Origin of the sequence: Fusicatenibacter faecihominis (assembly GCF_020686945.1) — a bacterium.
Taxonomy (GTDB): domain Bacteria; phylum Bacillota; class Clostridia; order Lachnospirales; family Lachnospiraceae; genus Limivivens; species Limivivens faecihominis.
Window position 1 is genome coordinate 182829 of sequence record NZ_JAJEPR010000001.1, and the last position, 15748, is coordinate 198576.

The 15748-nt window shown below is 50.7% G+C and carries 15 protein-coding genes; 12 read left to right on the forward strand and 3 right to left on the reverse strand.

All coding sequences use genetic code 11. The features are described from left to right. The first annotated feature begins 148 nt into the window (after nucleotides 1–148). The 3 genes from LKD71_RS00790 to LKD71_RS00800 all read left to right on the forward strand — a co-directional run bounded on the left by LKD71_RS00790 (nucleotide 149) and on the right by LKD71_RS00800 (nucleotide 3288). The gene (locus LKD71_RS00790; RefSeq protein ID WP_178046595.1) at nucleotides 149–1147 is read left to right on the forward strand and encodes an AraC family transcriptional regulator; all 999 of its coding nucleotides are present in this window, start codon (nucleotides 149–151) and stop codon (nucleotides 1145–1147) included. A gap of 153 nt (nucleotides 1148–1300) precedes the next feature. Next, entirely contained in the window at nucleotides 1301–2653 is a 1353-nt protein-coding gene (locus LKD71_RS00795) for an MATE family efflux transporter (RefSeq protein WP_227613979.1), read from the forward strand. Nucleotides 2654–2802: 149 nt separating this feature from the next. After that, nucleotides 2803–3288: a DUF2798 domain-containing protein gene (locus tag LKD71_RS00800; RefSeq protein ID WP_178046597.1), complete on the forward strand. Its 486-nt coding sequence runs from the start codon at nucleotides 2803–2805 to the stop codon at nucleotides 3286–3288. A gap of 61 nt (nucleotides 3289–3349) precedes the next feature. Here LKD71_RS00800 and LKD71_RS00805 read toward each other — a convergent pair whose 3' ends face one another. Next, entirely contained in the window at nucleotides 3350–3808 is a 459-nt protein-coding gene (locus LKD71_RS00805) for a ferritin-like domain-containing protein (RefSeq protein WP_178046600.1), read from the reverse strand. A gap of 159 nt (nucleotides 3809–3967) precedes the next feature. Between LKD71_RS00805 and LKD71_RS00810 the strand changes: the two genes are divergently transcribed. From LKD71_RS00810 to LKD71_RS00840, 7 genes are all read left to right on the forward strand, one after another. Continuing rightward, nucleotides 3968–5302, forward strand: a complete 1335-nt coding sequence (locus tag LKD71_RS00810) for a hypothetical protein (RefSeq protein WP_227613980.1) — start codon at nucleotides 3968–3970, stop codon at nucleotides 5300–5302. Between the two features lie 13 nt (nucleotides 5303–5315). Next, nucleotides 5316–6269 (forward strand): U32 family peptidase, encoded by a 954-nt coding sequence (locus LKD71_RS00815; RefSeq protein ID WP_227613981.1) that lies wholly within the window; start codon nucleotides 5316–5318, stop codon nucleotides 6267–6269. Between the two features lie 348 nt (nucleotides 6270–6617). After that, entirely contained in the window at nucleotides 6618–7433 is an 816-nt protein-coding gene (locus LKD71_RS00820; protein ID WP_227613982.1) for a transporter substrate-binding domain-containing protein, read from the forward strand. A 75-nt stretch (nucleotides 7434–7508) separates the two neighbouring features. Then, entirely contained in the window at nucleotides 7509–8204 is a 696-nt protein-coding gene (locus LKD71_RS00825; RefSeq protein WP_227613983.1) for an amino acid ABC transporter permease, read from the forward strand. Next, the gene (locus LKD71_RS00830; RefSeq protein ID WP_227613984.1) at nucleotides 8201–8914 is read left to right on the forward strand and encodes an amino acid ABC transporter permease; all 714 of its coding nucleotides are present in this window, start codon (nucleotides 8201–8203) and stop codon (nucleotides 8912–8914) included. Before LKD71_RS00825 ends, LKD71_RS00830 begins: the two co-directional genes overlap by 4 nt. Before the next feature lie 19 nt (nucleotides 8915–8933). After that, entirely contained in the window at nucleotides 8934–9695 is a 762-nt protein-coding gene (locus tag LKD71_RS00835; RefSeq protein WP_331466344.1) for an amino acid ABC transporter ATP-binding protein, read from the forward strand. Between the two features lie 127 nt (nucleotides 9696–9822). Then, the gene (locus LKD71_RS00840) at nucleotides 9823–10332 is read left to right on the forward strand and encodes an L-2-amino-thiazoline-4-carboxylic acid hydrolase (RefSeq protein WP_227613985.1); all 510 of its coding nucleotides are present in this window, start codon (nucleotides 9823–9825) and stop codon (nucleotides 10330–10332) included. Nucleotides 10333–10654: 322 nt separating this feature from the next. Here the strand turns inward: LKD71_RS00840 and LKD71_RS00845 are convergent, their stop codons facing one another. Continuing rightward, nucleotides 10655–11611 (reverse strand): S1 RNA-binding domain-containing protein, encoded by a 957-nt coding sequence (locus tag LKD71_RS00845; protein ID WP_227613986.1) that lies wholly within the window; start codon nucleotides 11609–11611, stop codon nucleotides 10655–10657. A 295-nt stretch (nucleotides 11612–11906) separates the two neighbouring features. Here LKD71_RS00845 and LKD71_RS00850 point away from each other — a divergent pair, with 295 nt between their 5' ends. Then, nucleotides 11907–13598, forward strand: a complete 1692-nt coding sequence (locus LKD71_RS00850) for a putative manganese-dependent inorganic diphosphatase (RefSeq protein WP_227613987.1) — start codon at nucleotides 11907–11909, stop codon at nucleotides 13596–13598. A 69-nt stretch (nucleotides 13599–13667) separates the two neighbouring features. Beyond that, nucleotides 13668–14258: a flavin reductase family protein gene (locus LKD71_RS00855; protein ID WP_178046408.1), complete on the forward strand. Its 591-nt coding sequence runs from the start codon at nucleotides 13668–13670 to the stop codon at nucleotides 14256–14258. 124 nt (nucleotides 14259–14382) lie between these two features. Here LKD71_RS00855 and LKD71_RS00860 read toward each other — a convergent pair whose 3' ends face one another. After that, nucleotides 14383–15588: a DNA polymerase Y family protein gene (locus LKD71_RS00860; protein ID WP_227613988.1), complete on the reverse strand. Its 1206-nt coding sequence runs from the start codon at nucleotides 15586–15588 to the stop codon at nucleotides 14383–14385. Nucleotides 15589–15748: the final 160 nt, after the last annotated feature.

The following is a 15748-nucleotide window of genomic DNA, read 5'->3' on the forward strand; positions in this document are numbered from 1 at the left end:
ACGATACTCCTTTCGTAAAATAGTAGCATTTTTTTGATTATATCATAAAAACTTACAAAAAAATATACACAGGAAGCGAGAAAAGTGTGGTGTTTTTCTAAAAAAAGAGCTATAGTTAAATGAAAAGAAACGAAAAGAGAAAAAGAGTATGAATGCAAAATTACTGGACAGTCAGCTTCGGAAGCTGACGGATGAAGAGATAGAGGCAAGAGACGGAAAAGAGACGGATTACAGCGGCTTTCAGTTCATTGAGGACAGTGGAAAAAATTATTTCCTGATGACGAAGGGCGAAAATATCTATCACCCTTATATCTCGTTTATGCCTCACAAGAGATTTATTCCCGTGAAACCCCATGTGCATGAATGGATTGAATTGGGTTATATGTATTCGGGTTCCTGCATACAGCTGATCAATGGGGAGAAGCAGGTGAAACTGGAAAAAGGGCAGGTGATTTTTCTGGATACGGACTGCATGCATTCCATTGGAAATACCGGGGAAGATGATATCATGATCAATTTTCTGTTTGAAAAAGAATATTTCAATGAACGGTTTTTCAGCCATTTTTCCAAAGAAAATATTCTTTTACAGTTTCTGCTGAATGCGATTTCCGAGAAGAAAATCCATGATAACTTTATCCTGTTTCATTCGGAGAGAAGCACCCGGATTCAACTTTTCATGCAGGAACTGATCATTGAATTTCTGGGCTCTCCGGCGGAGAGTTCGGTGGATGTAATCGACAATCTGGTGAATCTGATTTTTCTGGAGCTGGTGAAGGTCTATCACTCGGATCTGGTGACTTCCCAGCTGAATCTGGGAAAAGGAAAATGTATGGCGGTCATGAAATATATCGAGGCCAACTACAGGAACTGCACGCTGGAGTCTGTGGCGGAGATGTTCAATATGAATCCCAATTATCTTTCCGGCATGCTGAAGAAAAACACGGGGTATTCTTTTAAGGAGATGATTCAGCACTACCGCTTCATTTATGTGACGACAATGTTGAAAAATACGGCTCAGCCTGTGGATCAGATCATTCTCTGGGCTGGGTACGAGAATACGACCTATTTCTATAAGAAGTTTCGGGAGCAGTACGGCTGTACCCCGAAGCAGTATCGGAAGGAACACCAGAGTGTAAAAACCTCTTGACAGAACGAAAAACTCAATGTTAGAATGTAAGTCCAAAACCATGCTATATGGAGTGGATTTTTCTAAAGCAGACGCTTTATTTTTCGCCACACAGCCCCGGATGACCTGACTGTGTGGTATTTTTTTGTGCAAAATTCAATTTGGGAGGTAAAAATGGATCAGAGTTTTATGAAAGAGAAGGCGGTCATGCCTCTGGTGATCTCCATGGCGATTCCCATGACGATCTCCATGCTGGTCAACTCTCTTTACAACATTATTGATAGTTTTTATGTGGCGAAGATCAGCGAGCAGGCCATGACGGCCCTCTCCCTGGTTTACCCGGCGCAGAATCTGCTGACGGCCGTCACCGTCGGTTTTGCCATCGGTGTGAACGCGGTGATCGCCTATTATCTGGGGGCAGGCTTAAAAAAGCTGGCCGACACGGCGGCAACCCTGGGCTTGATTTTCAACATCCTTCACGGTTTCCTGATCGGGACCATCTGCATCGTCGGTATGCCGGCTTTCCTGGGGCGGTTTTCGAGTGACAGTGAGATCATCCATCTGGGAACCCAGTACGCGAACATCGTCTTCCTCTTCGGCATTCCGATCGGAGCGGGCATTTCCTATGAAAAAACCTTCCAGGCCATCGGCCGCATGAAGGTGTCCATGGTGAGCATGCTTGTGGGCTGTGTGGTAAATATCATTCTGGACCCGCTGATGATCTTCGGCTTCGGACCGATTTCGGCCATGGGCATTAAGGGCGCAGCTTGGGCTACCGGCATCGGTCAGGTGGTGTCCCTGGTGATCTATCTGGCGGTTTATTTTAAGGATCTTGACAACATTCCGGTGCGGATTTCGCTGAAAAACCTGACCGAGAGCGGCAGAACCCTGAAGAAAATGTACGGCATCGGTATTCCGGCGACCCTGAATCTCGCGCTGCCCTCCCTCATGATCACCGTACTGAATGGCATTCTGGCGGCTTATTCCGCCTCCTATGTGCTGGTGCTGGGTGCGTATTATAAGCTTCAGACCTTCATCTACCTGACCGGAAATGGCATCGTACAGGGAATGCGTCCCATCTGCGGCTACAACTACGGAGCGGGAGAGTACAAGCGCGTGAAAGATATCTTTAAGGCCGGTCTCGAACTTATCAGCGTGGTCATGCTGGCGGGAACTGTGCTCTGCTTCCTGATTCCGGATCAGCTCATCGGCATTTTCACCTCCAATGAGGAGACTATCGCCCTTGGAAAAGAAGCCCTGCTCATCATCTGCCGCGGCTTCGTGATCTCCGGCGTTTCCGTCACGATCTCCGGCGTGCTGGAAGGCCTCGGAAAAGGCGTAGAGTCCCTGGCCATCTCCCTGGTGCGTTATCTCGTGGTGATCCTTCCGCTGGCTTTCCTTTTCAGCCGCTTCCAGGGCGCTTCCGGTGTCTGGCAGGCCTTCTGGGTGACTGAGATTGTGGCTGCGCTGCTGGCGATGGTGCTTTTCAAACGAATCATGGGAAAAATTTCAAAAGAAAAACGTTGACAAAAAAAAGAACTTTGTGTTATTATAATCCCTGCAAAATTTTATAACAGCTTTTAAATGCAAATGGTAGTGAATTGACAACGGGTGTTGTCTGTAGCGAAAGTTACGGACAGGGCCCGTTTTTTTGCTGCCGGAACAGGAGGAAAAATATGCCGCAGAATAAGAGAGAAAGTCTGATTTTTACCGTAATGATGTGTTTTTTCATGGTGTTTTTCATGAGCATCTATAACGTTGCCTGTCACCATGGCGCTTTGAATCTGGAGATTGTCAAGGATGCCTGGATCGGCTTCCCGATTGCCTACTGCTTTGCCATGTGCTGTGACTGGTTTCTGGTATCCGGCCTGGCAAAAGGCTTTGCCTTCCGTTTTCTCGTGAAACCGGAGAGCGAGCCCTTTAAAAAAGCGATCGCTGTTTCCTGCTGTATGGTGGTTCCGATGGTCATCATCATGTCTTTCTACGGAGCGATGGAAGCAATCGTCAGCGGAGGAGCCGGCTGGAATCAGCTGCTTCTGATCTGGATCACGAACATTCCCAGAAACTTTATCATGGCGCTGCCCCTGCAGCTGCTTATCGCAGGCCCCTTTATCCGAGGACTTTTCCGGAAGCTGTTTCCGGAGGGTACGGTGCTGGCCTGACCTTTATGATTTCCGGGGCCGGATGGTATTTACCACCCGCGTCCCGGAAATTTTTGTGTTTTTATGCCATCTGATTTACCATCTTATACTTATAAAGCATTTCCGCGTGGTTCTGCTCTTCAATCTGGATGTCAGCCAGGAGTTTTCGAAGACCGGTCTCGCCGAAGTTAAAGACGTTGGTATTGTACTCGCCGGAGACCAGCTTTTCCGTTCCAATGCAGTCTGTGGCCAGAAAAGCGTCGTGCTGCTTGGCCTCGGGATTTGCCATGGTGCTGTAGGAAGCTTTGGGAGCATAGTCCCGTCCCTGGGTGTCATTGCAGTCACAGTCCGGAAGATTGCCGGAGAGCACCTGACTTAAAGACTGATAATGTTCTTCTTCCTGCTTCTGAATGGACTGAAACAGGCTCTTGAGTTCGGGATCACGGGCAGCCTCTGCATATTTTCCATACTTTTCCACACAGCTTTTCTCCTGGGTCTGGAGATCCTGAATGACTGCCCGCTCTTTTTCATTTAAAACAATGCTCATCATGATTTCTTACATCCTTTCCTAAATGATTACAGAAAAAGTATGGCCCGGATTTGGAGATTTATTCATCTGCCAGCCGATGAGATTCCAGTGGACATTTTTTGTGATTCGGCCTATACTGGAACTATCGTGCGACAGGAGCGGGGAGAAAAGATGAGAGAAAAATTTCACGGGGTTCCTATGCTGCCCTTCGGGATTTTGGCTGGTTTTGCGGAAGAGCGGGAGATTCGGCTCACGGACCTGGCGGAGGAGGGCTTTCGCTTCCGGACGGCAGAAAAAACAGAGGAGCCGGGCAAATTCCGGCTCTGTTTTTATAACAGTTTGGCGGGCGGCTACCGGGAGATGGAGCTTACCGATTTTGAGATGGAAGAGGAAGAACATACAAGTTTCTTCTATATATATGTGGTTTATACAGAGTCAGAAACTTATCGAAAAGAGGTGCGCCGCCTCATCGGGCAGTACAGCCGTTACATCCGTCTGAAGCTTATGGAAGATGACGGGGAGCTTGCGAAGGCGCTGACCGGTTATCCGGCGGAAAAAGATTTGGTGGAGGCCTGTTCTCTGGAGGAGCAGAAGCGGCGGTGGTTTTCGGAACTGCCCGTGGATGGGGTATTTCCGGAGTTTCCATCGCTGGCCCTGGAGCTGGACCGGCCGGAACTCTACAGGAAGTATCTCTCCATGGAGATCGGGGAATTTTCAGCCTGGTACTGGCCTTGCAATGGCCTGGGAGAATATCCGCTGGCCAGAAGAACCCCTGACCGCCTCTACATCGGAAATTCCTTCTGTCATCTGCTCTTTCCGGAAAAAAGCCAGCTCTTTGCGCTGCTTGAAAAAGCCTCGCGGGAGGGTTTAAGTGTGACCCTTTCCTTTTCCTATATCCGGGATTTTCTGCTGGAATCCACAGAGGAGCTTCTCGATGAACTGTCCGCCTGGTGCGGCCAGAAAGAAAGGTGGCTCGAACTTCTGGTCAACGACTGGGGTCTGGCAGAACTTCTCCGAAAAAAGAGGAGCCCCTATCTGGAGCCGGTTCTCGGCCCTCTTTTAAATAAGAGAAAAAAAGATCCGAGGCTGGCCTGGAAGACAGGAAGCCTGGAAAGTCTGGCGGAAAACAGCCTCAATGCGGACTTTTACCGGGAGTTTCTGGCGGAAGAGCTGGGAATCCGGCGGTATGAGTGGGAGGCCTGCGGCTACCCGATGAAACTGCCCCCGGGAAACCATAGCCTCCATCTGCCCTTTTACCAGACCAATACCTCCCAGTTTTGTCCTCTCGCGGCGGGAGTCCTCCGGAAAGACAGGGGAAAACAGAAATTACCGGAAAACTGTCCCCATTTCTGCGAGAGCTACACCTACCTCTATCCGGAGCATCTCGCCATGGCGGGGCGGTACAATTCTCTCTTTGCGCTGGACCGGGAGATCCTGAAAAAACCGGAGCATTTGGAGGCTTATCGGCAGCAGGGCGTGGACCGGCTGGTGATCAATCTCTTATAAAGAAGGTGAAGGTATGAAGATTGTGGCAGGCCTTGGGGCGGTGGACGAATATATCCGGTTTGCCGAGGCCGGGGCGGATGAATTTTTCTGCGGTTATGTGCCCTATGAGTGGAGCCGGGAGTACGGGACGGCGCTGGCCCTCAACCGGCGGGAGGTGTTGAATTATCAGGTGCAGTTGGGCTCTTTCAGTGAGCTGGAGATTCTGGCGAAGCTGGTGCGGGCCTATGGCCGGCCGGTGCATCTCGCCTTCAATTCCCTCTATTACATTCCCGAGCAATACCCCAAGATCGCTTTCATCGTGAAAAAATGTCAAAGTCTTGGCTTTGAGACCTTTATCGTCGCTGATCCGGCCCTGTTTCTCTATCTTCGTCGGGAAAAAATAGACTGCAAAATTCATTTAAGCGGGGAAACCGGGGAGGTCAACCGGGAAATGCTGGCATTTTTCCGACGGTTCGGTCTTCAGCGGCTGATTTTTCACCGGAAAAATACGCTGGAGGATATGGCTTCCGTGATCCGGGCGGGAGCGGGCCTGGAGTTTGAGGCCTTCGTGCTGAACGAGCTCTGCCAGTTTACCGGGGCCTTCTGCAATTCCCTTCACTGTGATGAGCTGGGCCATCTCTGCCGGGTGCCCTATGAGTTGGGGAGAGTGAGGGGGAAGCTGTTGTCGGGGAACAACGTGAATTTTGATGACGAAGCTTTAACCTTGGATGAGGAAGGTTATCTCTGCGGAGCCACCGGCTGCGGCCTCTGCGCTCTGTATGCCCTCCAAAGGGCTGGAATTACCCACTTAAAGCTGGTGGGCCGCGGAAATCATGCAGATTTTATGGAAAAAGATATCCGGAATTTGCGGAAAGCCCTGGATATCATGGAGGGCTCCTCTTCGGAAGCGGACTTCCGGAAAGAGATGAAACGACAGCTTTTTCCGCGGGGCTGCAGCGGAAACTGCTATTATGCGGAATCAGGATAAATAGCTGTAGAGAAAGGAGCGCATCCGCAGGGGAACCAAAGAAGCCTTTCTCATCAGCACGGTCTTCAGCCTCGTGATTTCCGCCCTGGTCTTTGGTTTCGCGAGACCGCTTATGGGAATCTTCATAGACAGCAGCGAGACGGCGGGATTATGGGTGATGCATCGTCAGAAATGAGCAAAGTCATCGCGAAAGCGGTGGCTTTTTTCATATATATAGTTTTTTCCTATATCAGGGTATCAGATTTTCGCATACCCCTATATGCCTGGAATTTATTGACAACAGACGGAAAAAAAGTATAATAACACTAAGTCTATCGAAACAGTAGGATTTAAGAGAGGAGAAAACTTATGAAAAAAAATCTGGTAAGTACTTTGGCAATTATCGCAGCAGCAACAGCAGTATTCGGAATGACAGCAAGCGCCGATGACGTAAAAACAGCAGAAATCGTTCTGGAAGCAGAGAACGCTCCTTATACCTATGAGGATGACAACGGGGAACCGGCAGGATATGAATATGAGGTACTGAAACTCATCGACGATTATCTGGATGACTGGACCTTCAATTATACCGTACTGGATTATGAGACCGCTCTGGCAGGAACCACCAGCGGAAAATACGATCTGGATTCCGGCTGCAAATTCCGTACACCGGCAAGAGAGGAAGCCTTCCTGGTATCCAATCCTTACAACTATTTCTTCATGAATCTGGTTGTGAAGAATGACAGCGGTATCAAGAGCCTGGAGGATATGGACGGAAAGAGCATTGCCCCCATCGTTGCAACAGACGGCCGTGCAGTCGCTCTGGCAGACTGGATGGAAAAACATCCGGATATCAAGCTTGATTTCGAAACGCTGGCAGCATCCGGAGCAATGGCAGATGAGATCACCAGCGTGGAGGATGGCGTTTACGATGCAGCTTATATTTCCGCAGAGCAGGCCAATGCAATCCTGGAAGAAACCGGCTATGACGATCTGACCATTACTGATCGTGTAGACGGAAGAGATACCGCCTTTCTGATCAACAAGGATCAGACAGAGCTTCAGGAGGCAGTCAACAAAGCCATCGACACTCTGACCGAGGACGGCACTTTAAGCAAACTGACCGAGGAGTTCTTCGGGGAGGACAACTTCGAAGTAGCAAAAGAGCTGGGTCTTCGCGACTGATAAAGAAAGAAAAAATCACAGTTACAGTTCATGGCCGGGTGTCATGGACTGTACTGTTGTAACAGGAGTATTTGCATGTGGAGAGGACATGAATTATTTGCTTCCAGCCTACCGTTGCTCGTGGAGTATATCCCGGCAACGCTGTTTTATTTTCTGACGCCGACGGTGATCTCACTGGTCTTAGGAGCCCTGATCTGCCGGGTGCGGGTGGGAAAAAAGAACCTGCTTTACTGGCTGGTTTCTCTGTTTGTTTCTTTTTTCAGAGGAACGCCGGGACTGGTTCAGATCTATATCGTATTTTTCGGACTGCCGAAGCTTTTTGAACCCTTCGGAATCAATATCAACCGCTGGGATGCCGGAATTTTCTATGTAATCGCAACCTGCTGTAACTTTTCCAGTTTCGTTTCCGAGGCTTTCCGGGGCGCTTATGAGGCCATCGACAAGGATCAGATCGAAGCGGGATATTCCATCGGTTACAGCCGCTGGCAGTGCTTCCGCCATGTGATCGCGCCTCTGACCATGCAGATCGCTCTTCCGAACCTGAAAAACCTGGAGATCGACCTTCTGAAAGGAACCGCCACCGCTTACGTCATCGGCGTTGTGGATGTCATGGGCCGGGCGGACAAGATCATTGCCCAGCACAGAGGTTACGGTCAGATCTGGATTCTTCTGGCGGCAGCGATTATTTATTTCCTGATCAATGTGGTCATCGAGCTGGTCTTCAACAGTCTGACCCGTCATTACAGTCGGCATGAAAGGGGTATCGCATGAATCTGAATGTAAAATTTATGATATCGGACATTCCGACGGTGCTTGGCGCTCTGCCGGTGACGCTGGAACTGACATTTGCATCGCTTTTCTTCGCGATCCTGATTGCCGTGCTTTTTGGAATCTGTATTCTGAAAAAGATCCCGGTGCTGAAACAGCTGGTGATCGGACTCAATACCTTTATCAAAGGTGTTCCGCTGATCGTCCAGCTTCTGTTCTGTTATTATGCTCTGCCTTATGTCCTCCGTGCTTTTGACGGTGTGCTGGGCTACCATTACGATCCGAAGCATCCTTCCTATTTCGGGTTTGCCGTTGTGGCTTTCGCCTTCAACTACGGAGCTTATATGACGGATGTGGTGGTTTCCTCCTACAAGGCCGTGGATAAAGGACAGCTGGAGGCTGCTTACTCCGTTGGAATGAGCACGTTTCAGGCCATGTGGAAGATCGTGATTCCCCAGGCAGTGGTGATTTCCCTTCCGAACCTGTCCAACTACTTCATGTGGCTTCTCAAAGCGACCAGCCTGGCTTCCGTGGTAAATGTGTTTGAGCTTCTGGCGACGGCCCGGGCCTCAACCGCTGTCAACTATGCGATCCTCGAAGGCTATCTGGTGGCAGCAGGCATTTACTGGGCAGTATGTATCATCGCGGAGCAGATCCTGAAGCGGATCAATAAGAAAATGAATCGTTATCAGAAGACCGTTTCTGCGATATAAAAGACAGGAGACAGAAGATATGGCAATGGTAGAATTGAAAAATATCAGAAAAAAACTGGGCGGCGTCGATATCTTAAACGGCGTGGACCTTTCCGTTGAGGAAGGAGAGGTAGTGGTTATCCTCGGACCCTCCGGTTCCGGAAAAACCACCCTTTTGCGGACCATCAATTTCCTTGGCCCTGCCGATGCGGGAACCATAACGGTTGACGGACTGACCGTGGACAGCCAGAAGCATCACCATAAGGAGACCTTGGCGCTTCGTCGGAAGACCGGAATGGTGTTTCAGAACTACAACCTGTTCCGCAACAAAACGGTACTTCAGAACATCACAGAGGGCCTGATCACGGTGAGAAAGATTCCTCACGAGCAGGCTGTGGAGACGGCCATGGCCCTTCTGAAAAAAATGAACCTGGAAAACAGAGCCTCCGCTTATCCGGCGCAGCTTTCCGGCGGCCAGCAGCAGCGTGTGGGCATCTGCAGAGCGCTGGCCTTAAATCCGAAGGTGATCCTTTTTGACGAGCCCACCTCCGCCCTCGACCCGGAGCTGGTAGGAGAGGTGCTGGGAGCCATGCGTGCCGTGGCAAAGACAGGTATCACAATGATCGTTGTCACCCACGAGATCAGCTTCGCCAGAGACGTGGCAGACCGCGTGATCTACATGGAAGGCGGCGTCATCGTCGAGCAGGGCAAACCGAAGGAAGTCATCGAGAATCCGAAGGATGAGAGGACGCTGAGATTCCTGCGGTCACTTCTCAACGAACCTATGGACTACAGCATATGAGACACCAGCGATTTACGAAGTAAATCAGCGGATTTCGAATGTTTGCAGAATTGCGGGAGCTGCCTGCAGCGGAGCAATTCGCAGGTATCGGCGTAGTAATATAATTAAGAAGAAAGAGGTAATAAAAATGGCATTTGAAAACAACATTCCGAAGATCAAAAACAACTTTGGCGTGGACGGTATGCGTGACATCAGCGCCCGCCGCGCAGCAACCATTTCCAACATGATCGAAGAGGCAGCAAAACAGGGCATTGACGATTCTTTTGCACGGACTGCCATCGGCCGTTACGGCGCAGACAACGCAAAGGCTATGCGCGAGGGCATGAAGAACCCGGATGATTTCGCAGAGTTTGCCAACGAATTCGGTACTGACCACAACCGCGAGATCTACGAGATGGAAGTAGTAGAGAAGACAGAGGACAGATTGTCCATCGACTTCCATTACTGCCCTTATGTAACTGAGTGGGTAAAACAGGGCCACACACCGGAGGAGATCGCTCATCTCTGTGACCTCACGATGGAAGGCGACAGAGAGTTCGCAAAACAGTTCCCCTGCCTGAAATTCGAGCTGAAAGGCACGATCGCAGACGGACTTCCGGTCTGTCAGCTCCGGTTTACGAAAGTGAAGAAAGACTGAGGCTTATACTCCGAACTGATGTTATAGAAAAATCCACCCGACTGCCACCAAAGCAGCAGAGGGTGGATTTTTTATACACAAAAAAACTCTCCATAACATGAGGAGTGCCCGGGCGTCTGGTACACCCGGGCTATTATGAAAAAATTTATCTATGTGTAATGAAAACATTACGCCATGACCAAGATTTTATTATCTCCTTTCGAAGACAGTTACAGTATAGCAATCAGTTATGAATAAAATATGAACAAGCAGTAAAAAATATGTGAAAATAACCAAAAACAAGCTTTTTTCAAACTGTTTTTTAGTAAAAAACAATAATAGATCAGAGCTTGATATTGGCAAAAAGTGAGCCAAGAGAGGTGGTTACGGCGTCGCTTTCCGGCAATTCGATGGTTTCTTCCTGAATTTCCTCAGCGGCCACATCGTTGAGGGCCTTCATGCTGAGGCTGAGCTTGCCGTCTTTCACGTTGATGACTTTGACTTTTACCTTGTCGCCGACTTTCAGGACAGCAGCCGGAGTTTTGATCCGTTTCTCGCAGATCTGGGAAACATGAACCAGACCGGAAAGACCGTTGCCAAGGTCGATGAATGCGCCGTAGGGCTGGATGGACTCTACGGTACCCTCGGTTACAAGGCCGATCTCCACGTTGGAGATTTTGGCTTTGCGCTCCTCGGCAGCTTTCTCGCGGAGAATCTCGCGGGCGGAGAGTACCAGATGATCGTCGTCCTCATCGGCTGTGATGACGCGGACCTCGATCTCTTTGCCGAGCCAGTCGTTGAGAGCGTCCTCTTCCACATAGTTTAGGTCGAGTTTGGAAGCGGGGATGAAGCCACGGATGCCTTCCAGATAAGCCACAACGCCGGATTTTACGATGCCGGCGATCTTAACTTTGAGATTTGTGCCTTCTTCTTTGTATTTGCGGAGCTTGTCCCAGGCCAGAACTTCGTTGGCTTCTTTTGCGGAGAGAAGGATGTGGCCCTCGCCGTCGTCTCTGCGGATCACAGTGGCGGAGATCTCGTCGCCTACATGGATATCCTCAGCCAGGTTGAAGTTCGGATCGTTGGTGAAATCCTCCAGGCGGATGATGCCGTCGGTGTAATATTTGAGATCCAGGGTGATGGCGCTTTCAGAAACACCGATGACGGTTCCGGTCAGGATATCGCCCTCGTGAATCTGCTTAAAGGAAGCTTCCAGCTCCTCCTTGTAATCCTCCATGGTCTCCACATGTTCGGGAGCCTCTGCGGTCTCCGGGGTTACGTTCTTCATTTCTTCAGTCATAATCTGTAGTCTCCTTTTCTGAAAAATTGACGTTCAGAGCATCAGGCCACAGACACGCGCTCCGTGCTATCGCTGCTGACGCAGCTTCTGTCTGAGGCTTATGGGCGATCCGCCCATAACGAAATGAAAACTCAGCCTATTGCAAACAAGTTTGCATAGTCTGTTTTTTCATTTCGCTTATGCTCTGAACTGTTTGGAAAAATTTTAACATTTTTAGTGCAGAAAGTAAAGAATCGTGTAAAATAAGAGAGACAGCGAATGTAAGATACAACCATATTTCAGAGGAGATTTATCTATGAATGAAACCATACAGCAGAAAGTAACACCGTCCTGCGTTTCTGCTTCGGCACCGCGCAAGGTCTACGTTATCGGCCATAAGAACCCGGACACGGATTCCATCTGCTCGGCCATCGCCTATGCGGATATCAAGCGGCGGACCGAGGAGGGAATTTTTGAGGCCAAGCGGGCCGGACAGATCAGCCAGGAAACCCAGTATGTACTGGACCGCTTCCAGGTGGATCCGCCGGGCTATGTGCCCAATGTGGCTCCCAGGGTGAAAGATATGGAGGTCCGCCGGATTCCAGGCGTCAGCGACCACATTTCCCTGAAAAAGGCCTGGAATCTCATGCGTACCCAGAACGTGAACACCCTGCCCATCGTCCAGGAGGGCAATACCCTGGAAGGTCTGATCACGATCAGCGATATTGCCAAGTCCTACATGGATGTCTACGACAACGCCATCCTTTCCACAGCCCGGACCCAGTACAAGAACATTCTGGAAACTCTGGACGGCACGATGGTGGTGGGAAATGAGCACGCCTATTTTGTCAAAGGAAAAGTTGTCATTGCGGCCGCCAACCCCGATCTGATGGAAAACTACATCGAGGAGGACGATCTGGTCATCCTCGGAAACCGTTACGAGTCCCAGCTCTGCGCCATCGAGATGAAGGCCGGCTGCATCATCGTCTGCGAGGGAGCTCCGGTCTCCAAGACCATCCAGCGACTGGCAGCGGACCGGGTCTGCGCCGTCATCAGCACGCCCCATGACACCTACACCGTGGCCCGCCTCATCAACCAGAGCATGCCGGTGAAATTTTTCATGAAATCCAGTAACCTCATCACTTTCCATCTCGACGATTACACGGATTCCATCAAAGATGTCATGGCGAAAAAGCGGCACCGGGACTTCCCGATCCTGGACAAAAACGACCGCTATGTGGGCATGGTTTCCCGCCGGAATTTGTTGGGTATCAAGAGACGCCAGCTGATTCTCGTGGACCACAACGAGAAATCCCAGGCCGTGGACAACATCGAGAGTGCCGATATTCTGGAGATTATCGACCATCACCGCCTGGGCTCCCTGGAGACCATGGCTCCGGTCTATTTCCGGAACCAGCCTGTGGGCTGCACGGCCACGATCCTCTATCAGATTTACCAGGAGCGGAAGCTGGAGGTCCCGAAAAATATCGCAGGCCTTCTCTGCGCGGCCATCATTTCCGATACGTTGATGTTCCGCTCACCCACCTGTACGGCTCTGGACCGGGCAGCAGCGGAGCGCTTGGCTGAGATCGCTGGTATCAAATGCGAAGAATTTGCCACGGAGATGTTTGCGGCCGGCAGCAACCTGAAAGGCCGTTCTCCGGAGGAAATTTTCTATCAGGATTTCAAGAAATTCGAGCTCAACAAGGCAAACTTCGGTGTGGGTCAGATCAACTCGATGAACCCCGACGAGCTCAAGGAGCTCAAGAGCCGCCTCCTTCCCTACATGGAAAAAGCTCTGGGAGCCCACGGCGAGACTATGCTCTTTTTTATGCTGACGGATATCATTCATCAGTCCACAGAACTTCTCTGCTATGGAGGGGAAAATGCCCGCCTGGTCGAGGAGGCTTTCCATCAGACGCCGTTGGACCATTCCATCATCCTGCCCGGCGTGGTGTCACGAAAGAAACAGCTGATTCCGGCCTTTATGAGCGCCCTGCAGCAGTAAAAGGGTATTATGAAAAGAGGAGAAAAAAGAACAATGGAGAAAAAAACGACAGAAAAACAGAAGGTTTCCGTGAAAAAACAGCAGTGGAAACCTGGAAATATGCTATATCCCCTTCCGGCAGTCCTGGTAAGCCTGGGCCGGGAGGGCGAAAAACCGAATCTGATCACCGTGGCCTGGACGGGAACCGTCTGCACGAATCCGCCCATGGTTTACATCTCCGTGCGGCCGGAGCGCTATTCCTACAGCATTTTAAAAGAGACGAAGACCTTCGTCATCAACCTGACCACAGAAAAACTTCTAAAGGCCACCGATTACTGCGGCGTGCGCTCCGGAAGAGACGTGGATAAATTCAAGGAGACCGGCCTCACAGCGATTCCGGGACCGGTGACGGGCTGCCCCATGGTGGCAGAAAGCCCCGTAAACCTGGAGTGCAAAGTAAAAGAAGTGAAAGCCCTTGGCTCTCACGATATGTTCCTGGCCGAGGTAGTGGCCGTCCATGTCTCCGAGGACTATATGGAAGGAAACGGCCGCTTCTGTCTGAATCAGACCGGCCTGGTGGCCTATTCCCACGGCGAATATTTCAGCCTGGGAAAAAAACTTGGCACCTTCGGCTATTCCGTCCGGAAACCGGCGAAGAAAAAAGGAAAACATCGCAGATAAACACAAAAAACGCAGGAAGGTGTCAAAAACCGTTCCTGCGTTTTTTCAACAGCACACTCGAACCTGCATCTTGCGTGAATGGTCCAGTTATTTTCACTGTACTAGGCAGCCGTGTGATTTGGCTTCATAGCTTCTTAGCCGTCACGTCGCTTCCTCTTCGAATCGCCTGCTCCCCGTATTTTTTCCGGATCTTGTCGAGGGCGGCATCCAGTTTTTGCTGCTTTTCATTTTTCTCCCAGTCGATATCGAAGATGGAAAGCTGAACCGGAGCGTTTTCATCGGTCAGCCGGGTGGTCCGGACACCCAGAAGCCGGATCGGCTCCCCGTTCCAGAGCCTGCGGAAAAGCCGAAGAGAAGCCGAATAAAGGGTTCCGGCGGCGTTGGAAGGCGGATTCAGAGGCATCTGATGGGAGGCGGCGGAAAAATCAGCGTACTTGATTTCCACGGAAATACTTCCGGCCAGCTGCTTTCCGGCGCGAAGCCTTTTTGCCACACTCTCCGAAAGACGGCGGAGCACCTGGGCGGCATCCCGTTCCGTCAGGGCATCTTCGGAGAGAGTAGTGGAATTTCCCACACCCTTGGCCCGGGCCGGAAGAGACTCCACCGGCCGGTCGTCGATACCGTTGGCGTACTCCCAGAGAAGCCTTCCGTGGCTCTTGAGATGGGAGACGAGAAGGTTCACGTCCGTGTTTGCCAGTTCTCCTATGGTGTGGATGCCCAGCTTATTTAAGACCTGGGAGGAGGAACGCCCGGCCATGTGTAACTCCCGCACCGGAAGAGGCCACATTTTCCTCGGGATCTCCTCGGGAAAAAGTGTGTGAACCCGGTTCGGCTTCTCAAAATCTGAGGCCATCTTCGCCAGAAGCTTGTTGCAGGAGATCCCCACATTGACCGTAAACCCAAAACGCTCATAAATCGTGTTCTTGATCTCGTCTGCGGCCTCCAAAGGATTCCCGTAACGGTGCGCGATACCCGTGAAATCCAGATAACACTCATCCACACTGACCTGCTCGATATCCGGAGTCAGCGTCTTCAGATAATCAATAAAAAGATGGCTGTACTGCCGGTACATCTCGTGGTCCGGCGGAAAAATCAGGAGATTCGGACACTTTTTCAGGGCGGAGGCCACGGGCTCACTGGTATAAATGCCCATCTTCTTCGCAGAAATAGACTTGGCAAGGACGATGCCGTGGCGACTCTTCTGATCCCCTCCAATAATAGCCGGCACCTCCCGCAGATCCGGCCCCGCCCCCGTCCTCAGATTCTCAACCGAAGTCCAGCTTAAATACGCCGAATTTACATCAATATGGAAAATAATCCTGGAAGCCATATCCCATTCCCTCCCTTCTTTACCAAAGTTTATCTTTCCCACCTTCACCCATCCAACCAACAACTTTCACTTGTCACTTCACGATTACCGCCCACTACACCCAGCCCGGCACTTCGATTTCCGTCAGGATTCCTGTGGAGGCAGGGCGTCCTCAGAGCCA